The 23,297-nt window shown below is 57.8% G+C and carries 17 protein-coding genes; 11 read left to right on the top strand and 6 right to left on the bottom strand.

Going from position 1 to position 23,297, the window contains the following annotated elements; genetic code table 11:
• Positions 1-20 precede the first annotated feature (20 nt).
• The 3 genes from ACJ77P_RS00955 (at position 21) to glgP (ending at position 4,291) form a co-directional block, all read left to right on the top strand.
• Positions 21-956, top strand: coding sequence for a 1-phosphofructokinase family hexose kinase (locus ACJ77P_RS00955; protein WP_367361425.1), 936 nt, complete (start codon positions 21-23; stop codon positions 954-956).
• A gap of 35 nt (positions 957-991) precedes the next feature.
• Positions 992-2,431 carry a pyruvate kinase gene (pyk, locus tag ACJ77P_RS00960; protein WP_408998782.1) on the top strand — a complete coding sequence of 480 codons (1,440 nt, stop codon included), beginning with the start codon at positions 992-994 and terminating at the stop codon, positions 2,429-2,431.
• A 147-nt stretch (positions 2,432-2,578) separates the two neighbouring features.
• Complete coding sequence (gene glgP, locus ACJ77P_RS00965; RefSeq protein ID WP_408998783.1) at positions 2,579-4,291, top strand: alpha-glucan family phosphorylase; 1,713 nt, start codon at positions 2,579-2,581, stop codon at positions 4,289-4,291.
• 164 nt (positions 4,292-4,455) lie between these two features.
• Here glgP and ACJ77P_RS00970 read toward each other — a convergent pair whose 3' ends face one another.
• A complete protein-coding gene (locus ACJ77P_RS00970) occupies positions 4,456-4,857 on the bottom strand; it encodes a helix-turn-helix transcriptional regulator (protein WP_408998784.1) in 402 nt (133 codons plus the stop codon).
• Positions 4,858-5,160: 303 nt separating this feature from the next.
• Between ACJ77P_RS00970 and ACJ77P_RS00975 the strand changes: the two genes are divergently transcribed.
• Both ACJ77P_RS00975 and nifJ read left to right on the top strand, forming a co-directional pair.
• Positions 5,161-5,649 carry a lipid II:glycine glycyltransferase FemX gene (locus tag ACJ77P_RS00975; RefSeq protein ID WP_408998785.1) on the top strand — a complete coding sequence of 163 codons (489 nt, stop codon included), beginning with the start codon at positions 5,161-5,163 and terminating at the stop codon, positions 5,647-5,649.
• Between the two features lie 664 nt (positions 5,650-6,313).
• Positions 6,314-9,832, top strand: coding sequence for a pyruvate:ferredoxin (flavodoxin) oxidoreductase (gene nifJ, locus ACJ77P_RS00980; protein ID WP_408998786.1), 3,519 nt, complete (start codon positions 6,314-6,316; stop codon positions 9,830-9,832).
• 247 nt (positions 9,833-10,079) lie between these two features.
• Here nifJ and ACJ77P_RS00985 read toward each other — a convergent pair whose 3' ends face one another.
• From ACJ77P_RS00985 to tatB, 5 genes are all read right to left on the bottom strand, one after another.
• Positions 10,080-11,240: a class II aldolase/adducin family protein gene (locus tag ACJ77P_RS00985; RefSeq protein ID WP_408998787.1), complete on the bottom strand. Its 1,161-nt coding sequence runs from the start codon at positions 11,238-11,240 to the stop codon at positions 10,080-10,082.
• A 7-nt stretch (positions 11,241-11,247) separates the two neighbouring features.
• Positions 11,248-13,011 carry an aldehyde ferredoxin oxidoreductase family protein gene (locus ACJ77P_RS00990; protein WP_408998788.1) on the bottom strand — a complete coding sequence of 588 codons (1,764 nt, stop codon included), beginning with the start codon at positions 13,009-13,011 and terminating at the stop codon, positions 11,248-11,250.
• Positions 13,008-15,101: a penicillin-binding protein 1A gene (locus ACJ77P_RS00995; protein WP_408998789.1), complete on the bottom strand. Its 2,094-nt coding sequence runs from the start codon at positions 15,099-15,101 to the stop codon at positions 13,008-13,010. Before ACJ77P_RS00995 ends, ACJ77P_RS00990 begins: the two co-directional genes overlap by 4 nt.
• A complete protein-coding gene (gene tatC, locus ACJ77P_RS01000; protein WP_408998790.1) occupies positions 15,094-15,909 on the bottom strand; it encodes a twin-arginine translocase subunit TatC in 816 nt (271 codons plus the stop codon). The genes ACJ77P_RS00995 and tatC overlap by 8 nt, the downstream gene beginning before the upstream one ends.
• Positions 15,910-16,185: 276 nt before the next feature.
• Positions 16,186-16,587 (bottom strand): Sec-independent protein translocase protein TatB, encoded by a 402-nt coding sequence (tatB, locus tag ACJ77P_RS01005; protein WP_367361435.1) that lies wholly within the window; start codon positions 16,585-16,587, stop codon positions 16,186-16,188.
• 359 nt (positions 16,588-16,946) lie between these two features.
• Here tatB and ACJ77P_RS01010 point away from each other — a divergent pair, with 359 nt between their 5' ends.
• From ACJ77P_RS01010 to ACJ77P_RS01035, 6 genes are all read left to right on the top strand, one after another.
• Complete coding sequence (locus ACJ77P_RS01010; RefSeq protein ID WP_408998791.1) at positions 16,947-17,894, top strand: PEP-CTERM sorting domain-containing protein; 948 nt, start codon at positions 16,947-16,949, stop codon at positions 17,892-17,894.
• Positions 17,895-18,265: 371 nt separating this feature from the next.
• Positions 18,266-18,553, top strand: coding sequence for an Asp-tRNA(Asn)/Glu-tRNA(Gln) amidotransferase subunit GatC (gene gatC / locus ACJ77P_RS01015; RefSeq protein WP_367361437.1), 288 nt, complete (start codon positions 18,266-18,268; stop codon positions 18,551-18,553).
• A 90-nt stretch (positions 18,554-18,643) separates the two neighbouring features.
• Positions 18,644-20,101, top strand: a complete 1,458-nt coding sequence (gene gatA / locus ACJ77P_RS01020) for an Asp-tRNA(Asn)/Glu-tRNA(Gln) amidotransferase subunit GatA (protein WP_408998792.1) — start codon at positions 18,644-18,646, stop codon at positions 20,099-20,101.
• Positions 20,101-21,531 carry an Asp-tRNA(Asn)/Glu-tRNA(Gln) amidotransferase subunit GatB gene (gatB, locus tag ACJ77P_RS01025; RefSeq protein WP_367361439.1) on the top strand — a complete coding sequence of 477 codons (1,431 nt, stop codon included), beginning with the start codon at positions 20,101-20,103 and terminating at the stop codon, positions 21,529-21,531. The genes gatA and gatB overlap by 1 nt, the downstream gene beginning before the upstream one ends.
• Before the next feature lie 37 nt (positions 21,532-21,568).
• Entirely contained in the window at positions 21,569-22,624 is a 1,056-nt protein-coding gene (gene mtnA / locus ACJ77P_RS01030) for an S-methyl-5-thioribose-1-phosphate isomerase (protein WP_367361440.1), read from the top strand.
• Entirely contained in the window at positions 22,621-23,277 is a 657-nt protein-coding gene (locus ACJ77P_RS01035; RefSeq protein WP_367361441.1) for an HAD family hydrolase, read from the top strand. The genes mtnA and ACJ77P_RS01035 overlap by 4 nt, the downstream gene beginning before the upstream one ends.
• Positions 23,278-23,297 lie beyond the last annotated feature (20 nt).

A 23,297-nucleotide genomic window follows, 5' to 3' on the forward strand; every position in this document is an offset into this window, starting at 1 on the left:
TGCCACAGGGAGGGTTATTTATGAAAACCATTGTGACCATGACCTTGAACCCGGCCATCGACAAGAGCGCAAGTGTCGATCACGTCGTTGCAGAGCGGAAACTCTACTGCAAGCCGCCTCGTTTCGAGCCCGGAGGGGGCGGGGTGAATGTCTGCCGGGCCATTAAGAAACTGGGAGGAAAATCCCTGCTCCATTACCCTGCAGGGGGACTGACAGGGATGAGGCTTCAAGAACTTCTGGATGAAGAAGGTCTGGACCATCGACCGTTTCCCATTGAGGGAATGATCCGGGAGAGTCTGGTCATTTTGGAGGAATCCACCGGCCAGCAGTACCGCTTTGGAATGCCGGGACCAACTCTGAAGAAAAATGAATGGGAGTCCTTTCTTCAGAAACTGGCAGCCATCGACCCCCCACCCGATTATGTGGTGGCAAGCGGAAGCCTTCCGCCGGGGGCGCCTCCCGACTTTTATGCACGGGTTGCCCGTGTCGGGAAGAAGAAGGGGACAAGAACGATCGTGGACGTTTCGGGTAAAGCCCTGAGAGAAGCACTCGAGGAAGGGGTGTTTTTGATCAAACCCAATGTCCGTGAATTCAGGGAACTGGTCGGTGAGGAGATTAAAGAGGAATCGCAGATCAAGGCCGAGGCCCAAAAGATGGTCAAAAGCGGCCGGTGCGAGGTACTGGTGATCTCCCTTGGCGCGGCGGGGGCCCTGGCGGTTTCCGAAGACTTTGTCGAACACATCATTCCCCCCACCGTGCCCATAGTGAGCAAGGTCGGAGCAGGGGACAGCATGGTGGCAGGTATCGCCTTGAGCCTGGCCCGGGGAAACCCGCTCAGGGAATCCGTCCTTTTCGGCGTGGCGGCCGGTTCGGCAGCCGTCATGACGCCGGGAACGGAGTTGTGCCGCAGGGAGGATGCCGAGCGGTTATATGAGAGTATGATTTCAGTGGTTTGAAGAACAGCATACATGAACAGCGAGGGGCGACGACCATGAGATTACCGACCCACAAAACCAAGATCGTGTGCACCATCGGACCGTCCTCCCGTTCGGAAGCTTTACTGGAACGGCTGATGCTGCAAGGCATGAATGTGGCGCGGCTCAATTTCGCCCATGGAACCCTGCAGAGCCACAGGGAGGATATTCAGCGCATCCAGGCCGTTGCGAAAAGACTTCAGCGTCATTGCCTGATCATGGCCGATCTTCCCGGCCCCAAGATAAGAATCGGGAAACTCCTGGAGGAGCCACTTCTGCTGGAAAAGGGGGATGAGGTCGTTTTGACCGTCAAAGACCTCATGGGCACCCCAACCCAAATCCCTGTCGAGTACAAAAGACTGCCGGAGAGTGTGACCTCTGGAGACCTGATTTTCCTCAATGACGGTTTCATACAACTCCTGGTGGAAAAGGTGTCCGGTGAGGATGTCTTCTGCCGGACGGTTATCGGCGGTCCGCTTCTTTCCCACAAGGGACTGAGCATCCCCGGGGCAAAGATAGTTGCCGAAGCCGTATCGGATACGGACCTCGATTTTGTCGCATTTGCCCTGCAGCAGGGGGTGGATGCCTTCGGTGTTTCGTTTGCTGAAACAGCGGAAGACATTCTGAAAGTGAAAAGGTTTGCCCAGGCAGAAGGGCAATCCGTCTATGTGGTCGCCAAGATCGAGCGGGCCGAGGCCATCGAAAATTTCAACGGAATTCTTTCCGCGGCGGATGCGATCATGATTGCCCGGGGGGACCTGGGGGTTCAAATTCCCTTGCAGGACGTGCCAGCCGTTCAGAAAAAACTGATCCATCAGGCGAATCGTCTGGGCCGGCCCGTGATAACAGCGACCCAGATGCTGGTCTCCATGACCGAGAACATCCGTCCGACCCGCGCCGAGGTGTCCGATGTGGCCAATGCCATTCTGGACGGCACGGACGCAGTGATGCTGTCCGAAGAGACGGCTATCGGGCGGTATCCCGTGGAAGCGGTTGAATTGATCAGCAAGATCGCAATATCCGCCGAACGGGAGAAAAAAACCATCCGGGTGCTGGCGGATTTGCCCGCTTACTTCCGGGCGGCTGTGGGATCTGGCGACGCCACCGTGGAAGATGTCATCACGCTGAATGCCGTTGAATCGGCCGGTGCATTGAATGTGCGCTTCATCCTGACCCATACGCAAGGCAGGGCCGCCCCCTGTCTGATCTCCAGGTTCAGGCCCGACTGCTGGATACTGGCTCATGGCGGCGATGAAAAAACGAACAACTTCCTGGGCCTTTCTTATGGGGTTCATCCTGTCCAACTGGATGGTGGAACAACCGGCCTTGCCGACAAGGCCGTCCGGTGGCTGGTCACGGCTGGCATGGTTGAAAAGGATGAAAGCCTCGTCTGGGTTGAGGATGAATCGCCTGATGACAGGTGTGAAGCCTTGTCGATGAAAATCATCAAAGCCTGAAACAAATTCCATGAAGAGGGAAAACCATGAAGGAAAAATCAAAACGCATTGAATTCAGGATCTTTTCCCCGCAGGCCGAAAATGTCCATTGCCAAAAACAGGCAGTGTTAGCCCGCGCACGACGTTCAACCGGTTAAGGAGGATAATATGGAACTGTCCTACCAAAGACGACGCGCTGTAGCCTATTTTTCCATGGAGATCGGCATTGACGAGAGAATATGCACATACAGCGGGGGGCTGGGGATCCTTGCCGGGGACACGATCCGTTCGGCAGCGGACCTCAGGGTGCCGATGGTTGCAGTCACGCTTCTCTACCGCAAGGGTTATTTTCGACAAAGGCTGGAGGCCGACGGGTGGCAGAGGGAAGAGCCGACCTCCTGGGCCTTTGAAAAATTGCTCGAAGAGGAGTCTGCACGAGCTCAGGTGCAGATCGAAGGCCGGGTTGTTCATCTTCGGGCCTGGCGCTATGATGTACGCGGAGAGGGCGGCTACGCGGTTCCCATATACTTTCTGGATGCGGATCTTTCTGAAAATTCCGAGTGGGACCGCGGATTGACCCAGTCGCTCTATGGCGGAGATGATCATTACCGCATTTCCCAGGAGGTAATTCTCGGGATCGGCGGTATACGAATACTCCGCGCGCTGGGTTATCATGAGATCGCCACCTTCCATCTCAATGAAGGACATGCGGCCTTGCTCACACTGGCTCTTCTGGACGAGGCCGCCAAAGAGGCGGGGAGGGAATCGGTCATTCAGCAGGATGTGGAATCGGTGCGGAGCCGATGTGTTTTTACCACCCACACTCCTGTCCCGGCCGGGCACGACAGGTTCCCCGTCGACCTGGCCCGAAAGGTCCTTGGGGACCGGAACGACTTCTTCGCTTTGGAAGGAGTTCTCCACGAAGGGCACACCCTCAACATGACCTATCTCGCCCTCCATCTGAGCCGGTATGTCAACGGTGTGGCAAAGAAACACGGCGAGGTCTCAAGGCTCATGTTTGCAGGCTATGACATTGAGGCCATCACCAACGGGGTCCATGCCGCCGCCTGGGTTTCCGCGCCGTTTCGAGAACTGTTCGACCGCCATATTCCTTTGTGGCGAAAGGACAATTTCAGTCTGCGCTACGCCTTGAGCGTTCCCAGAGACCAACTCTGGAACGCGCACATGCAGTGCAAGAAGCAGCTCATGGGCTTGGTCAACCACGAAACCGGGGCAGGCATGGATGAGAACATCCTGACAATCGGCTTTGCCCGGCGTGCCGCCACCTACAAGCGGGCGGATCTCCTCTTCAGTGATATGGAGAGGCTCAAAAGGATTTCCAATGAAGTGGGCAAGATCCAGATCATATACGGCGGCAAGGCCCATCCCCGCGACCATGAGGGAAAGGAGCTCATCAAAAGGATCTTTTGGGCCAAGCATGAACTGCAACACGACATCAAGGTGGCCTACCTTGAAAACTACAATATGACGCTGGGCGCGATCATGACCGCCGGGGTGGATATCTGGCTCAACACGCCCGAACCGCCCATGGAAGCTTCCGGGACCAGCGGGATGAAGGCGGCCCTGAATGGGGTTCCGAACCTGAGCGTGCTGGATGGCTGGTGGATCGAGGGCCACATCGAGGGGCTGACCGGCTGGTCTGTCGGGGAGCCAGTTCACGGAAAGGGAAAGGAGCGGGACCACTCACGGGATGCCCCGTCTCTTTACGAGAAGCTGGAGCATGCCGCTATTCCCAGTTTCTATCATGATCGGGATCGGTACCTGAACATGATGGCCTACTCCATTGCCATCAACGGGTCCTTTTTCAACACCCAGAGGATGGTGCAGGAGTACGTGCTCAACGCCTATTTCAATCGCTGAAAATGAGGCTGCAACGGATATGGGCGAGTCATTTCTGTGGTCGCCAACTCCCCAATCTATGCATCATGGCCCGCGATGGAGGCGGACAGCGCGACAAAATCCCAATCCGAGCAAATGGTTGAATCTTTCATGACCGGCTCCCCGGAGATAAAATCTCAATCCGCTCAAAGGATTGAAAGAGGTTCAATAAGGTTCCCCTTTCGGGCTGAGTCCCTTCGGGGGCGGTCCGGCATATCCGGCGCCGGGAGCGATTGCAGATACGCCGTCAGATTAACGTTCTCGTTTGCAATGTTCAGTTTGCGCCGGATGTGTTCGCGGTGACGGCTGATCGTTGCCGCCGAGACACCCCGCAACTCGGCAATTTCCTTGGTCCGCAATCCATTCCGGATCATGTTGCAGATGTCGATTTCCGTCGGCGTCAAGGTGCGATAGTGATTCAAGATGCGGTTCGTAAAGGGGGAGGCGATCTCTTCGAGGGTGGTCCTCAAGATGTCCAGGTATTTCTGCTTGTTTTTCGCAAGACCGGGGGTCAAGGTGTGGATAATCGGCAGGCTTTCCAGGCACATGGAACCGAATGTCGCCTTTATCCGCTATAACCTCCCCTGGGAATCTCCCCATGCCGTCGATGCTGCGGACGGAGAGGGCTGGTCCGGGCATCCGCCTCCGCGGCTGCGAAAATTGCGCATGAATATCGGAACCCGTACCTGGTCCCTTCGGAAAGCGCCGGTGGATTTGACCGTTGCCGACGCGTTGGTCATCGATCTGGATCAATCGGAAGAGGCCCTTTTCAAGGGCATGCAACCGAAGATCCGATACAACATCCGCCCGGCCAGAGGAAGGGGGTTTGGGTACGTATCGCCTCTGCCGACATGCTGCCCGCGTTCTACGAGCGTTGCCTTCAGACAGCCGAACGCAACGGCTTTCCCCCGAGTTCTTTACGGCATTTTTCCGTCCTTTTTTCCGCCCCTGCGCAGCATTCCGAATATCCGGGGATCCTTTTTCTTCTGGCCGCAAAAGGCCGGGATGTTCTGGCGGGAATCATGATCGCCGTTTCGGGACGGCAGGCCATGTGCCTGTGCGGAGCATCCGCAAGCGAAGGGCGCCACCTGATGGGATCGTATGCCATTCACTGGGAGGCCGTCAAGCTGGTGCGGGAAAGGGGGTGCCTGACTTATGACATGGGGTCCGTTTCTCCCGGTGCCGATCCACGTCACCCCTTTTACGGCATGTATCGCTTTAAAACAGGCTTTGGCGGAAACATACGGCATCGCAGCGGCACCTGGGATTATCCGCTCAGCAGAAGCCGATACAGCGCCTTCCGCAATTATGAGGCATCCGGGATGAAGTTTTCCGAATGACACGCGCGACAACCATCGGGGGCCTCCCGGGAGGCATGGAACACGAGCCGCCTGTCCATCGTGAGATCCGTCAACTCGCCACCGCGTTATAACCCCCTCCCCTCTTAAGAGGGATGTGCCCGATGAAAAGCGGGGCAAACCTCTCTTATCCAAGGCCGGGCGGCGGGTTCGTCAAATAGATTCCAGATATGTCTGTTTCTTCCCGATTTCCGCGTGTCTAGAGCCTGTCGCTGAAATGGGCAAAGGAAAGATTTTGTCTTGTCAGTCACAGGATTTTCCTATATTATCTTTCGTGTAAAAAAGTTCCTATCACAAACGGTATAAAATATTTCCGGATCCGGCGCAGTGCGTGTATCCGGTTGCTGTCCTTCAATGATGTTCACTTCAAACCTTGAACCATGTTGCAGAGAGCCTAAACGGTCCGTTCAGCATAACGTTAACGAAACGAAATCCAGAAAAATCGCGGGGAAAAAAAGACAGAAAGTTCACGTTGAGGTTTTTAACGGCTGAGGCCCGAATCCGGAACAGGGTTTTCGAACCGGAGTCCCGGCTCTTGGCGATCAGTGCCGGAAAGCCATCCGGAACCGACAGGGATGCAGGCAGGTTTTCCGGCAGAAGATTTGGCATTTAATCTAGAGGTCTATCTACGTGAAAGGGAGAGAAAATGGGCGGATACAATAAAACCCTGGAAGGAAATGAAATAGCCGCGCATGTGGCTTACGCGATGAGCGAAGTGGCGGCGATCTATCCGATTACGCCGTCGAGCACCATCGGGGAATACTGCAGCGAATGGGCCGCGCGTGAAAAAAAGAACATCTTCGGCCAGCCGCTTGAAATCATGGAAATGCAGTCCGAAGCTGGGGCGGCAGCCGCGGTTCACGGCGCGCTGGCGGCGGGGGCGCTTGCCACGACCTTCACGGCGTCGCAGGGCCTTCTGCTCATGAAGCCGGACATGTACAAGATCGCCGGTGAACTGCTGCCGACGGTCTTCCATGTGGCGGCCAGATCCATCGCCGGCCAGGCCCTCTGCATTTTCGGGGACCACTCGGACATCAATGCGGTCCGTCAGACGGGATTTTCCCTCCTCGCCTCGGCTTCCCCCCAGGAGGTCATGGACCTGGGGCTGGTCGCCCATCTGGCGAGCATCAAGGCCAGCCTCCCATTCATCCATTGCTTTGACGGGTTCCGGACCTCCATGGTCATCCAGAAGGTCGAATTGATCCAGTACGCCGACATGGCCAGACTCGTGGACTGGTACGCCATTGACCGCTTCCGGGCCAGGTCCATGAATCCTGAGCATCCCCAGATGCGCGGCACATCGCAGAGCTCCGATATCTTTTTTCAGAACCGCGAAGCCTGCTCGCCCTATTATGCGAAACTGCCGGGCGTCGTGGAAGAGGAAATGAGAAAGGTCAGCGAACTGACCGGAAGACCCTATCACCTCTTTGATTACGTGGGCCATCCCGAAGCGGACAAAATCATCGTCGCCATGGGATCGAGCTGCGACGTCATTGAAGGGACCATCGATTATCTGAACGCGCGGGGGGCCAAGCTCGGCCTCATCAAGGTCCGGCTTTACCTTCCCTTCTCCCGGGAGCACTTCTTCAAGGTTCTGCCGCGGTCGGTCAAGAAAATAGCCGTTCTCGACAGGCTCAAGTCCCCGATGAGCGTTGGAGAGCCCCTGTACCTGGAGGTCAGCACGGCGATCCTGGAAAAGAACACCGGACAGCTTGTCATCGGCGGAAGGTACGGGCTCGGCAGTAAGGATTTCACGCCGGCCATGGTGAAGGCCGTTTACGAAAATCTGGATCAGTGGAGCCCCAAGCGATCCTTCACGGTGGGCATCATCGACGATGTCAGCAATTCCTCCCTTGAAGTGGGCGAAGAATTCTCGGCGTCCCCTCCGGGCACGACATCCTGCAAATTCTGGGGCATCGGCGCCGACGGAACCGTCGGTGCGAACAAGGAGGCGATCAAGATCATCGGCGAGAACACCGACCTGTTCACCCAGGCGTATTTCGCCTATGACGCGAAAAAATCCGGGGGTGTCACCGTTTCCCATGTCCGCTTCTCCCCCAACAGGATCCTGTCGCATTATCTGATCAAGCACGCCGATTTTATCGCCTGCCATGTCCCGGCCTACGTCACCCAGTTCGACCTGCTGGACGGCATCATGGACGGCGGGATCTTCCTCCTCAACGCTCCCTGGACGGTTGAGGAAATGGAAATGGAAATTCCCGCCAGGCTGAGGAGGATCATTGCGGAAAAACACCTTAAATTTTATACCATTGACGCAGTCAGCATCGCGGAAAAGGTGGGGCTTGGCGGAAGGATCAACATGATCATGCAGGCCGCCTTCTTCAAGATCGCCAACGTCATTCCCCCGGATGAGGCGATCAATTTCCTCAAGGAGGCCATTCAGCATGCTTACGGCAAAAAAGGTTCCAAAATCGTCAGCATGAACATCAGCGCCGTGGATCAGGCACTGGAGGCGATCAAGATCATCGAGGTGCCGGAATCGTGGGCGGAGACCGGCCGGGCGACCTATACACATGAGATCGTCCCCGAATTTGTCTCCAAGGTCATGAACCCGATGATTCTCCAGAAGGGGGATGAAGTGCCGGTAAGCGCCCTTCCTCCCGACGGCATCTTCCCTACGGCGACGTCACGTTATGAAAAGCGGGGGGTTGCCATCAATGTGCCGGAGTGGATTCCGGAGAACTGCATCCAGTGCAATCAATGCTCCTTTGTGTGCCCCCACGCAGCCATTCGGCCGGTGCTTGCAACGGAGGACGAGCTTCGAAAAGCCCCGACGGACTTTATAAGTCTGGATGCCGTTGGAAAAGAGCTCAAGGGGTTGAAGTACCGGATCCAGGTCAGCCCGCTGGACTGCACGGGATGCGGCAACTGCGCCGATATCTGCCCGGCGAAGGAAAAGGCCCTGGTCATGAAGCACCTGAGCTTGCAGGATGAGATCCAGGTGCCGAATCACAAGTTCTCCCTGACCATCACGATCAAGGACAACCTCCTGCCGAAGACCACTGTGAAGGGCAGCCAGTTCTGCCAGCCCCTGTTCGAATTTTCCGGAGCCTGTCCCGGGTGCGGGGAGACTCCCTACATCAAGGTGATTACGCAGCTTTTCGGTGACCGGATGATCATCGGCAATGCCACGGGATGTTCCTCGATTTACGGCGGTTCCGCGCCGGTCTGCCCCTACACCGTCAACGCCAAGGGGCACGGTCCGGCATGGGCCAATTCCCTCTTTGAAGACAATGCCGAATTTACCCTGGGAATGGAGATGGCGATTACCCAGCGGCGGGAGCGAGTCGCCCGCCATATGCGGACGGCCCTGGACGAAAACATTTCCGCGGAGCTGAGGGAGCTCTTTACCGCGTGGCTGGACAATATGAACGATGCCGAAAAGACGAGGGGGCTGAGATTTCCCATCGAGGAGGCGGTGGCCCGGGAGCTGCCGAAATCCGTCGGATTGCAGAAGGATCTTCTGACCAGCATCCTCAGGGTTAAAGACCTGCTCGTCAAGAAATCGATCTGGGCCATCGGCGGGGACGGCTGGGCTTATGACATCGGATTCGGCGGTCTGGACCATGTGATTGCACAGAACCACGATCTGAACATTCTGGTCCTGGATACCGAGGTCTATTCCAATACGGGCGGACAGGCATCAAAGTCCACCCCGACCGGGGCCGTCGCGAAATTTGCGGCAAAGGGCAAGCCGGTGCGCAAAAAGGATCTCGGGCGTATGGCCATGATCTACGAATATGTGTATGTCGCTTCCGTGGCCATGGGAGCCAACAAGAACCAGTTCCTCAGGGCCGTTACGGAAGCGGAAAGCTATCCCGGCCCTTCCCTGATCATCGCCTATTCGCCATGCATCAATCATGGCATCGACATGGGCAAGAGCCAGGAGGAGCAGAAAAAAGCCGTTGAGGCCGGATACTGGCCCCTTTACCGCTATAATCCCCTTCTGGCTGCAGAGGGCAAAAATCCCTTCCAGCTGGATGCCACCGAAATCAAAGGCGATTTCCAGGAGTTCATGCAGGGGGAGGTCCGTTATTCAAGCCTCAGGAGAATGTTCCCCGAGGTGGCGGAGAAACTGTACAAGCAGGCGGAACAGGAGGCGAAAGAGAGAATGGAGAAGTACAAGGAGCTGGCCAAGGTGTAGGTCTTTCTCCCTTCTGTCGGGCGGGGCAACCCCCGGTCCACCAGCCATGGATGATCATTTGAGCAGGCCCCCGGGAAAATTTTCCCGGGGGCCTGCTGCGTTTGGCGGCGTACCGTGGCTTCCCCCTCGGTTTATCGAAGACAGGAAGAGGGATGCGCTGTGACGTAAGCCGGACGGCATATTTTCGGCGGCTCCACGCCATTGGCAGGCGGCACCATGCTGAAGCGCTGCGCTTGGAGGGTTGAGATCAGAGGCGTGCGAAGTATTCTTCCCGGCAGCCCTTTTCGATCTCCAGGAGGGAGGATAAGGCCCCGTTGAAATCGGTTCTTCCGGCGGTGAAGACGCCATGCCCGTAAACGATGACGCCCCGGCTGTCGGCCAGGGCAGGAGGGACGGTGTGGCACAGGCCGTGGAGGCCCGTGCCCACTTCGCCGGGGACGATGGGAACACCGGCGGCCCGGCGCGGGCGGGGGCAGCAAAGGTGGCATTGCCTTTTTAACCCGACTTCGCAGTTTTTCTCTCCGCAGGCCAGGGAAAGGACAACGGAGAATTTCGGATGGCCGTGCAGGATGGTGCGGCAGGTGCCCCGGGCCACGATGGCCCGGTGGGCGCTCAGCTCGCTGGAGGCGGTGATGCCGGCGCAGGAGGAGCCGTCCAGGGGGACGGGATCGATGCATCCCTGCAGTTCGTCCAGGGAGCTGCCCGTCTGGCTTATGTAGAGAATGTCTTCAAAGAGGCAGGAGATGTTCCCGAAATAGGAATCGACGAGTCCGCAGTCTACCGTGGCCTTTCCCGCTTCCTCCATGGCGGTCAGAACGGTTGCCTCGTCCCGGAAAGGGCCGCGCAGCAGGGGGGAAACCCGTTGAGCGGGCGGATCGAGATGCTCCACCGCCTGTCGGAACGCCGCCTGCTGTGCGGGGCTTGAGCTGCCGGCCCGGACATCCCGGAGGACATCGGCGAAGAATTTGACGAAACAGGCGAAGCAGGCGGAGCTGAAGGTCACGAAGGCCTGTTCGGGGCTGACCGTCCCGCAGGCGATGATCCCACGGCCGGGCAGGATGGCGCACTTCCGTTTTTTCAAAACCTGGATCAGCTTTTCCGCTTCAAAGGTGGTCACGACGGGCAGATCGTGGAGAAACGTCCGGGTTTCCGTATCCTCCGGCCGAAGAACACCCGATGGCGCTGTCCGGGCCAGGAAGTCCACCACGGTGCGGTAAGGTTCGGCAGGCTGTGCGAAGAGGAGGGCGGAGATGTGCAGCCCTGCGAAGATCTTCTCAATCAGGGGGCGCATTTCATCCTCGCGATTCCAAATCAGCTCCGCATCCCAAGCCCCCAACAGGGGCGCGCCCGCTTCGGCCAATCCAGAGCGGACCAGCTTGTCGGCGTATTTTCGGATCAAACGGTCCATGAAGCGCTTACCCCCCGGTTTCCCCGCTCCAGGCAATACCCAGTTCAGCGGCCTTTCCCCCCGTCGGCCTCCCTTCGCTGTCAAGGCCGCGGATGCGCCGGTAAACCGCCCGCGCCTTGAGAAATTCATCCCGGTCCAGCGGCTGAATCTCCAGGTGGCCGTTGCCCGTTCCCGGCTCCTCGAAAAAGCGGGCAGGGAGGTCGTCGTCGGTTCCCCGGAATCCGTTGCGGAAATTCATGATCCGCTCCGAGTAATCGATCCGCTCCCCCGCGGACAAAAGGTCATCTGCGGAGGTTTCTAGGCCGGTGACGGCGGTAAAGATCCGGGCGTACTCCTCCAGGGAGGCGGCGAGGAAAACAAAGGGGCAGGCGGTAAGGGAATCGGCGGCGGCGAAAAGGTCCTCCGCTCCTTTGATCATACGGGCCTTGCCACTGAAGGTAAAGCGGTTCGTCGCCACGGGTTTTCGCAGGATTTCGGAACTGATGGGATAGGCGCGCATGTGGCACCCGCCCCTCGTCGACGTGGCATAGGCGAGGGCCATTCCGTAGGCCCCCCGGGGATCGAAACCAGGCAGTTCCATGCCCTTCACCGCCATGGCCGCTTCCGGCTTCCCGCACTGTTCCGCATAGACGGCGGCCCCCTGTCCCAGGGCCTTCCCGATGCCGCGTCCCGCTCCGATATCCTGAAGAAGCGAGAGGATTTCCCGGGGGCCCGGGTGCCGTCGGCGGATTTCCCCATGGCAGGACAGCGTCGCTGCCGCCGAGATGGGATCCATGCCCAGTTCGATGCACAGCCGGTTTGCCTCCATCACCGTTTCCATTTCGGCGTTTCCAAGAAGGGCGCTGAAGTGGGCCAGGGTTTCAAACTCGGGAAGGATCCGACCATCGGATGCAATCCTTTTGCAGAGGATCGTGCAGCCCAGGCAACCCGTCCGGTGGGGGGCATAGCGTTTGTGAAAGGCGTGGGCGTTCATCCCGCGGGCGGCGTCAAAGCGGGTGCGGCGGAAATTGTCCGTGGGCATCATCCGGCGGGCATCGATGAGATCGTAAAGGGCGGCCGTACCGTATCGGCCGATGCCCAGGTCCCCGAGAAGAAAGGGCGAAGCCGACAGGAGGCGCTGAACATCTTCTTGCGCCCTTTTCAAGGCCCCGGGGTCGGCGACCCTCGTTGTGGTTGAGCCCTTGACGGCAATGTATTTCAGATTTTTTGCGGCAAAGAGAAGTCCAAGGCCGTTTCGGCCCGCCGCCCAGGAGCCGTCTACAATGAGGTTCGCATAACGGACCCCGGCTTCCGCCGCCGGGCCCGCCAGGACAACCGCCCCTTTTCCCTTCAGGCGGGCGTAGAGTTCAGGCGTTTTCCTTCCGGACAGGGGCGCGGCCTCCACGAGGGTGATGCGGGCATCCTCGATTTCGATTCCCCGGAGGGTCCTGGCTCGGCCGGTAATGACGAGACCGTCCCAACCCGCTTTTTTCAGGGCCGTTCCCAGCGATCCGCCGAAGAAGCCGTCCCCCACCGTACCGGTCTGCGGAGAGCGGGACATGACGGTCATCATGCCCGAAGTGGGTGAAGCCGTGTCCACCAGGGGGCCGGTAAAGAACAGCAGGGGCATTTCCGGGTCATCCCACGGCCGAGAAGCCTCATCCCACAGGTAGGAGCCCGCCAGTCCCCGGCCGCCGATCTGGCGGGCGTAAACATCCGCGTCCGGATGCTCTACCGTCCATTGTCCGGCAGACAGGTTGATTCTCAGGATTCTTCCCCTCCAGCCGTTCATGGTTCCGTCTTCGTTCTGCCTTGCGGCCGTTTCTTCTCCATGGAGTCGCTGTCCGATGCCGCAGGTCCGTCATGCAGGAACGGCGAATCGCCCTCTCCATCGGGATTCTCTTCCGTGTCCGTGGAGGGTTCCCCGGGGAGGAGAGGAATCCAGCCTTGCGGCACGGTGCCGTCAATAAAGGCTTCCAGGGCTGCCCCCTCGCTCCTCCTGGCAAAGACAATCCCCTCCGGAACGGGAAAAGCTTCCGCGGGCATGCCGGCCAGGGCTTGTTCCATGCAGTACAGCCAGATCGGCGCTGCGGCCCGGCCCCCAACTTCATGGCTGCCCAGGGTGCGCTGCTGGTCGAAGCCGACCCAGACGCCGGTGACAAGGGACGGGGTATAACCCACGAACCAGGCGTCCCGCACGTCATCGGTTGTTCCGGTTTTGGCGGCGACAGGGCGGCCGATGCTTTTTACCCGTTGGCCGGTCCCGCTTTCTACGACATCCTGCAGGATATGAGTCGTCAGAAAGGCGACCCGGGGATCGATGACCTGCTCCGCTTTGACCGGATGCTCTTCAAAAATGTTTCCGGTGCGGTCTACGATCTTCTTGATCATGAAAGGCTCCACGATCCGGCCCCCATTGGCCAGGACTCCGTACGCCCGAACCAGTTCCTGCAGGGTCACGGCGGAGGAGCCCAGGGCAAGGGAGAGATTCCTGGACAGCGGCGAGGCAATACCCATGTTGACGGCATAGGCGATCGCGTAGTCCACCCCGATTTCCTGAAGCAGCTTGATGGTGACCACATTGCGGGATTGAACGAGGGCTTTGTGCAGGGAGATCGGCCCCCGGAATTCCTCGTCGAAATTCTGAGGGGTCCAGACCCGCCCCGCATTGTCCGTGAACGAGATGGGTGAGTCGTCGATAGCGGTGGCCGGAGTCAGCCCCCGGTCGAAGGCCGCCGTATAAATAATGGGCTTGAAGGAGGAGCCCGGCTGCCGGCGCGACTGGGTGGTGCGGTTGAATTCGCTCTTGCTGAAATCCCTGCCGCCAACCATGGCCCTGATGGCTCCCGTCCGGGCATCCATGGACAGAAGCGCGCCTTGAACACTGTGCGGGCGGTAGCCCTGGCGGCTTTCGAGTTCCTGAAGTCCCCGTTCCACGGCGTCCCGGGCGGCCTGCTGGATGCGGAGATCCAGGGTGGTGTAAACCTCCAGGCCTTCCTTGTACAGGGCGTCACTTCCGTATGTCCCCTGGATGTAACGACGGATATTTTCGATAAAATAGGCGGCGGGCCGGTCGTTGGGCCGGATCGATCTCAGAAGCAGGGGCGCCTGCAGGACGCCGTTTTTCTCTTCTTCGCTGATGTAGCCCTCTTCCACCATTCGAGTCAGCACGTAAGCCTGCCGCCGCCGGGACCCCTCATAATTGGTGTAAGGATCGTAATTGGACGGAGCCTTGGGAAGCCCGGCCAGAAGAGAAGCTTCGGCAAGAGTGAGGTTCCTCGTTTTTTTCCCGAAGTAGACCTCGGCCGCCGCTTCGATGCCATAGGCGCCGTGGCCCATGTAGATGTTGTTGAGATAGATGTTCAGAATCTCCTCTTTGGAAAGGGACCGGTCGATCTTGAAGGCCAGGACGGCTTCCTTGAGTTTTCGGCTGTAGCTTTTTTCGGAGGAGAGATAGAGCCTTTTGGCAACCTGCTGAGTGATGGTGCTGCCCCCCTGCACAATTTTCCCCGCCTTGAGGTTCCGGAAAAAGGCGCGGGAAATGCCCTGCATGTCGAAGCCATTGTGCTCAAAAAACCGGGAATCCTCAGCCGCAAGGACCGCCTGGATGATGACGGGCGGGAGATCGGTGAATTTGACCAGCTTGCGGTTTTCCAGGTAGAATTCGTCGATCAGTTCATTGTTGTCGGCGTAAACCCGGGTTGTGATGCTCGGACGGTACTCCTTCAAGGCGGCAATGCTCGGCAGATCCCGGAGCACGACATAGTAGAGGATGCTGCTGCCCACCAGCAGGGCCAGCAGGAGGAACAGGATGAGCCCGATCAGAATGCCGCCTTCAGAGCCCCGCTTTGCCCAGGGGGGATAAAAGGGAGGCTTATTCATCCTGCTCTCCGGTTGCTGCCGGGCCGCTTTCCGAAACCTCCCTGCTTTCCTCGACAGGCACCTTCTTCCTGCCGGCGCGGGGTTTGCGTACGGCAAAGCGGGCGACCAGGATGCTGATCTCGTAGAGAACCAGCAGAGGGCCGGCCATTAGCAGCTGGCTGATGAGATCCGGTGACGGTGTGAGCACTGCGGCGGCGATAAAGATCAGCAGGATGGCATATCGCCGCTGAGTAGAGAGCATCCGGGCATTGACGACACCGATTTTGGCCAGAAAAAAGACGAAGACCGGCAATTCGAAACAGAGCCCGAAGGCCAATAACAATTTCAGAGCAAGTCCGAGATATTCCCGCATGGTGACCATGGGTTTCAGGAATTCGGAGGAAAAAGAGATGAAGAACTTGAAGGCCGGCGGCAAGGCGACGAAATATCCGAAAAGCACTCCCGCGGAGAACAGGAGGGTGGAAAGAAAAACGAAAGGAAAAACGTATTTCTTTTCCTGTGGATAGAGACCGGGAGAGATGAATTTCCAGATTTCCAACAGGATGTAAGGGCTTGTCAGAATCAGTGCAGCGAAGAAGGAGACCTTCATATACGTGAAGAAGGCTTCCGGCAGAGACGTGAAGACCATGAAGCTGTTTTTGGGCATGACCTCGATCAGAGGGAGGGTCACGATCCGGAAAAGCTCTTCCTTGAAGGTGTAACAGAGGGTAAATCCGATTGCCAGAGCGATGAGGACGTGGACAAAGCGTTTGCGCAGCTCTTCCAGATGGGCCGTTAACGGTAGTTTTTCATCAGCGGATAAGGTCATAAGTTTTCAGGTGTGATTTTTCAATAGATGTTGAAAGAACTGCTTCTCATATCCTCAAGACTTTGGTCGTTTCGGTTCTTCCCGTTCCATATCCGGAGCCTGCCTTCCCGCATGAGCGTCTGCCTGCGGCACCTCGGCGTACATCTTCCGCCGGGATTGTGCCTTCCCGCGCCGTCCGGATGTTCTCCTTTTCTGTATATGAATTGATGGGCTTCACGGCAGGGAAAGAGGTGGGCGGAGCGGAGCCGGTCTGGGGTTCATTCCGGGATGCTGGAGTCAACCATTGGAGGCTGTTCCCTCAAGCTTTTTCTCCTCGGCGGCTTTGTCTTCACCCTTTTCTCCTTCTTTTTGCGGAGACTGCGGCTCATCGTCCTGAAGAGTGCCTTTGAGGCTGTCGGTTACACCCTCGGCGGTTTTTCGGAATTCAGCCAGCCCTTTACCCAGAGACTTGGCCACATCAGGCAGCCGCTTCGGACCGACAACGAGCAGCGCCACGGCGGCAATCAATAAAAGTTCCTGCATGCCGATGTTAAACATGAACGGATCCACTCCAATAAATTTCAATTGGTTATACATAGGGAAACAGAGGATTGTCAAATCATTTATCAGATCCGGAAGCCCAGCAACCGGAGCACTCCGGCGGTCAAAGACGGAAAGTCCGCAAGATTCATAACCCATGGAAAGGAGGGATCAATCTGATGGAGAGAATCGGGAGCGTCGCCCGTCTTCCCGGCTAAGCGGGTAGGTGTCACCCCGATCAAGGCTTCCGGAAGAAGAAGGCCTTGAAAAGGCGCACGACCATACAGGGTGGGCCGCCTGCGGACATCGGGCATTCCCCTGAGTTCGAAGGCGGGGTGAAGCATTGCCGGTTTCCGGTATCCCTTCTCTTTTTTTCCTTATCCTCGGCAAAGATTACAATGCTTAGTTCTAAGGCTAATTTCCGTGAAAAAATACAGTGTTGCAGGTATGGATTTTTGACTGGACTTTATGGTTATACCGTCCTCAGCACTACATTTCAAATCTGCGAGGAAAAAATCATGAGAAGATGGCGTTTAAAATTACTGACGGCAGTTTCGGTTTCGGTCCTGGCCGTCCTTTCGCTGTTATCCACAGGTTTTGCCGGCACCTTGAGCTCGCCTTTGCTGGCCCGGGCGGAACAGGGCGGTACGATCCTCTCAGGCGCCCCTACCTACGATTGGTGGTATGGGTGTTCGCCCACCTCCGCGGGCATGATGGTCGGGTATTACGACAGAAAGGGATACGGCGGACTCAGCTACAGCAACCTGGTAAGGGGCGGCGTGGCGGAATCAACCACATTCGGCATCAGCGCCTGGAGCGCCCTGGCGCAATCCGCCATTGCAAGCTCCGGCCATGTGAGCCATTACTATGTATCGGGCTACGACGCTTCGGGAGATGATCTCGCGGGCCGGACCGTTGCCGAGTATGACAGCCTCGCGGACTTCATGGGCACGAGCCAGGATTCCTATGGAAACAGAAACGGAATGACGACGTTTTTCTATTACACCGATGGAAGCGCTTTTACCGCGAAGGACTCCCTTGACTACGGCATCCAGGATAAGGACGGCGCCTACGGCATCTGGGAATACCTCAATTATGCGGGATATGCTGTACCCCTTTCCAGCGTTTATACTCAGCATATTTTCGGAGAGGACTACGCGAACGGATTTACCTTCGCCGACTATAAAGCGGAGATCGATGCGGGACGCGTCGTCATGATCCAGGTGACGGGGCACTCGATGTTCGGTTACGGTTATGGAGACAACGATACCGTTTACTTCTACAACACCTGGGACGATCAGGAGCACACCATGACCTGGGGAGGAACATACTCTGAAATGGATCAGTGGGGGGTCGTCTGCTTTACCCCGGAGGGCGGAAGCGCCGTACCTCTGCCTCCGTCGATCCTGCTTTTCGGCTTTGGTTTTGCAGGTATTGGATGGTGCGGGAGATTCCGCAGAAAATAGCGTCCTCCTTCTGAAGATCGAAAAGCCCGCCGTCTCTCCCTCTGGAAGCGAAGGCGGGCTTTTTTATTTGACCGCCGGATTAAGACGTTCTCCTTTCTCGCTGTGCAATCGGTTTCCCACCGCAGCTGTCGGTGCCTGTCCCCTCGCTTCCATCCGGTCGCCTTCCGATTTACTGCGATCTGAAATGGCCACGACGGGAATAAAAGGTTTCGGCAAAGGATGCTGTCGCCGGACAAAGGCCGGGGCGGGTTGGCGTTTCGGGAAATATTTTGCCTTTATCCGGCAGTTGTGATAGGTGACGATTCCGTATTAAAATCGACGCCGTGTAGAAGAGAGCGGAGATTTTTGAAGTCAATCTGAGGTGAACCGCATTGAAAATCACAAGGGAAGAAGTGGCCTACGTCGCCCATCTGGCACGGCTGGAATTTTCGGAAGCCGAAGAGGAATTGTTCACCGGTCAGTTAAACGATATTCTGCTTTACATGGATAAGCTCAATGAAGTCGATACGGCCGGGGTGGAGCCCCTGAGCCATGCCATCTCCCTGAGCAACGCCTTTCGGGAAGACAGGGTGCAGGAGTCCCTTTCCCAGGATCTTTCCCTGGCCAATGCACCGGATCCCCGGGGTGAATTTTTCCGGGTGCCCAAGGTGATCGAGTAAACGCATTCGGGCGGATACCGGGACGGAAGAAAGGGTGCCGAAAGGTTGTCCAACGCCCCGGATCATGTTCTGTCCTGCAAAAAGGAGCCTATGGAACTTTACGCATCAACCATTCATGAATTACAGGATAAAATCCGGAACGGGGACGTAACGTCCACCGACATTGTCCAGTCCGTCTTCAGCCGCATCGATGCCGTGGAGGAGAAGGTCCATGCCTACATAACCCTGATGCGACAACCGGCCCTGGAAGAGGCGAATATCGCCGACCAGCGGATCCGGGCCGGTGAGATCAAGGCGTTGACCGGAATCCCCATTGCCCTGAAGGACATTTACTGCACCCAAGGGGTCCGAACGACCTGCGGCTCCCGCATCCTTGAACATTTCGTTCCCCCTTACGATGCAACGGTGGTCGTCAAACTGCGCGAGGCGGGGGCCATCTTCACGGGGAAAACGAACATGGATGAATTCGCCATGGGTTCGTCAACGGAGACCTCCTATTACGGCGTCACCCGGAATCCCTGGGATCTGGAGCGGATACCGGGCGGTTCCAGCGGCGGCTCCGCAGCCGCGGTCGCTGCCGATGAATGCATCGCGGCCCTTGGATCGGATACGGGCGGCTCCATCCGTCAGCCTGCGGCCCTGTGCGGCGTTGTCGGGATGAAGCCCACTTACGGCCGGGTTTCCCGCTTTGGCCTCGTCGCCTTCGCCTCCTCCCTCGATCAGATCGGACCCTTCACGAAGGATGTGGAGGACTGCGCCATCCTGATGAACGTCATTGCCGGCCATGACCCAAGGGAATCCACTTCGGTCCCGGTGGATGTTCCCGATTACCGAGATTATCTCAACCGCGGCGTAGACGGCTGGACGGTGGGAATTCCAAGAGAATACTTTGTCGGGGGAATTGACCCCGAAGTGCGGGCGGCCGTTGAGCAGGCCATCAAGACCGTGGAGGGACTGGGGGCGAAATGCCGGGAAATCTCCCTCCCCCACACGGATTACTGCGTGGCGGTATATTACATCATAGCGCCGGCAGAGGCCAGCTCCAACCTGGCCCGTTATGACGGCGTCAAATATGGATTCCGGGCAGCCGAATGCCGGGACCTTCTCGACATGTACAAGAAGACGCGGTCGGCGGGCTTCGGTGCGGAGGTGAAGCGGCGCATCATGCTCGGAACGTACGCCCTTTCTTCAGGGTATTATGACGCCTATTACAAAAAGGCGTCCCAGGTGCGGGGGCTGATCAAGAGGGATTTTGATGAGGCCCTGAAGGATTGCGATGTGATCCTCACCCCCACCACCACGACACCCGCCTTTAAAGTCGGGGAGAAGATGGACGATCCGATCGGGATGTATCTGTCCGACATCTTTACCATTTCTGCAAATCTTGCCGGCATTCCGGGAATTTCTCTCCCCTGCGGCTATTCGCACAAGGGGCTGCCCATCGGCATGCAGTTCGTGGCGGGGCATTTTGAGGAGGGTAAGCTCCTTCAGATATCTTCAGCCTATGAAAGGCATGCCCAAATCGAAAAGAGGAGGCCGAACCTCTAATGGAATACGAACCTGTAATCGGGCTGGAAGTCCATGCCCAACTGCTGACGGAATCCAAGATTTTCTGCGGCTGCTCCACGCAGTTCGGTGCGGCGCCCAATCGTCACACCTGCCCGGTCTGCCTGGGCATGCCCGGCGTGCTGCCCGTTTTGAACAGGAAAGTGGTTGAATTCGGGATTAAGATGGCCCTGGCCACCTCCTGCCGGATCAACGAGGAATGCAGCTTTGCCCGGAAGAATTACTTCTACCCCGACCTTCCAAAGGGGTACCAGATCTCCCAGTACGCCTTTCCCCTGGCGGAATTCGGCCATGTGGACATCGAAGTGGAGGGCGGGAAGAAGCGGATCGGTCTGACACGCATCCACATGGAGGAGGATGCCGGCAAGCTGATCCATGACGCCCATAATCCATGGAGCTACGTGGATCTCAACCGGACCGGGGTGCCTCTGATCGAGATCGTCAGCGAACCGGACATGCGAAGCGCAGAGGAGGCTGCGGCCTATCTTCGCCGGCTCCATGAGATCCTCGTGTATCTCGAAATCTGCGACGGGAACATGGAGGAGGGCAGCTTCCGCTGCGACGCCAACGTTTCTCTCCGGCCCAAGGGTATCAGCGAGTTCGGAATCCGGACGGAACTGAAAAACATGAACTCCTTCCGCAATGTCCAGCGCGCCCTGGAATATGAAATCAAGAGACAGCAGTATATCCTGGAAGGAGGCGGAACGGTGGTTCAGGAAACGCGCCTCTGGGACGACAGCCAGGGGGTGACCCACTCCATGCGCAGCAAGGAAGAAGCCCATGATTACCGCTATTTCCCGGATCCGGACCTGGTGCCGATCCGGATCTACGCGGAATGGGTGGAAACCGTTTTCAAGGAGCAGCCTGAATTGCCCCTGGAGAAGCGCGAGCGTTTCGTGCGCGAATACGGCATCCCTCCCTATGATGCCGGCGTGCTGTCTTCGAGCCGTCGACTGGCGGATTATTATGAAGAGACCGCCCGGCACTCCGGAAACCCGAAAGCGGCCAGCAACTGGGTCATGGGAGATCTGCTGCGCTTCCTCAATGAGGAAAAGCGGGACATCCGGGATTGCCCCATCTCCTCCACCGCCCTGGCCGAGATGATCCGGATGATCGATCAGGGGACCATCAGCGGCAAGATGGCCAAGGAGATCATCGAGGTCATGTATCAGACGGGAAAAACGGCCCCGGCGATTGTGGAAGAGAAGGGGATGGTCCAGATCACGGACGAATCCTCGCTTGCCGCGGTGATTGCGGGGATCCTGGAGGCCAATCCGGGCCAGCTGGCCCAGTACCGTTCCGGGAAGGACAAGCTTTTCGGCTATTTTGTCGGTCAGGTCATGAAGGCGACCCAGGGAAAGGCCAATCCCCAGGTCATCAACGACCTCCTGAAAAAGATGCTGGCGGGATGACGAGGCGCGAAATTCCGGAAAGCTCAGGGAAAACGTCATGATCCCAACTCTTTCCTGGAGAAACAATTCCGTTGTTCTCCTGGATCAGCAGGCTCTCCCCGTGGAGGAGCGCGTTCTGGTCTGCACCCGCTATCAGGAGGTGCTGACGGCCATTAAGGATTTGACGGTTCGTGGCGCTCCGGCGATCGGGGTGGCGGCGGCGATGGGCATCGCCCTGGGGTCCCTTTCCCTTCCAGCCGATTCCCCCGAGGGCTTCCGGAAGGGGTTTGACGCCCTGTGCGATCAATTTGCTGCGGCAAGGCCGACGGCGAAAAATCTGTTCTGGGCCATTGAGCGGATGAAGGGATGCTTTGCCGGAGCCATGGCTGATGCAATGACGGGAGAAACGGAAAAAGTCCGGCAGGCACTGGTTGACGAGGCTCTGAGAATGGCCGAGGAGGATGTGGCCATCAACAGGCGGATCGGGCGGAACGGGCAGATCCTGATCCCCGACGGTGCCCGGATTTTGACTCATTGCAATGCCGGGGCCCTGGCCACGGCCGGTTACGGGACGGCGCTGGGCGTGATCCGGGCGGCCCGCGATGCAGGGAAAACCATTCAGGTCTTTGCCGATGAAACGCGGCCCGTTCTGCAGGGGGCCCGCTTGACTGCCTGGGAGCTGCAGCAGGAAAACATCCCGGTCACGCTGATCACCGACAACATGGCAGGATTCCTCATGAAGCAGGGACTTGTGGACTGCGTTCTGGTGGGGGCTGACCGGATTGCCGCCAACGGGGATACCGCCAACAAAATAGGGACGTATTCCCTGGCGGTTCTGGCCGATGCCCACAGTATTCCCTTTTACGTCGCCGCCCCCCTGTCCACGATCGATCGGCAGCTTTCCAGCGGGGCCGATATTCCCATAGAGGAGCGGCCTGACGAGGAAGTGCTGGCCATCCGGGGGGTCCGCATAGCCCCCGTCGGTGTTGGCGTGTACAACCCGGCCTTCGACGTCACCCCGGGCGGCTACATTGAAGCCATTATTTCCGAAGCCGGGGTAGCCCGGTTTCCCTATGAGTCCTCCCTGGAGAAACTCTTCCTCGAACCATCATGAAAGATCCCGTTCAGAAACTGCTCCTCTTTGATTTTGACGGCGTTCTCGTTGATTCTCTGGACGTCTACGAGGCGGTTGTCCACCAATGCCTCGATGCGATCGGAAGGCCGATTGTTTCAACGCGAGCGGACTATCTGGCCCTTTACCAGGACAACTTCTACGAGGAGCTTGCCCGCCGGGGCATCGATCTATCCGCCTTTCTGGCCGAACTGGCCAGGATCCGTCCGCACATCGACACATCCCTTATCAAGCCCCTCCCGGCAGTGACATCGATTCTCCCGGCTCTGGCCGAACGGCACCGGCTGATGCTCATCTCTTCCAACAGCAGAGAGGTCATTGAGGTGCTGCTGGCCCGGATGGGCGTATCGGAATGCTTTGAAGAGGTCATGGGTGCGGATTTTCTTCTGAACAAAACGGAAAAGATCGTCCACGCGTGGAATTTGACCGGGTTCGCAAAGGAGGACGTCTATTATGTCGGGGACACCGCCGGCGATATCCGGGAAGCGCACCGGGCCGGCATCAGAAGCGTTGCGGTGACATGGGGCTGGCATGAGCGGAGCGACCTGGAAGCCGTTTCTCCCGATTTTCTCGTGGATACGCCTCAAGCTCTCGCTCGCATGTTCACGACGGAACCCCCATCGCAGGGATGTTAACGATCAGGCCTTTGTCATGG

The organism is Syntrophus buswellii (assembly GCF_046097065.1).
Classification (GTDB): Bacteria; Desulfobacterota; Syntrophia; order Syntrophales; family Syntrophaceae; genus Syntrophus; species Syntrophus buswellii.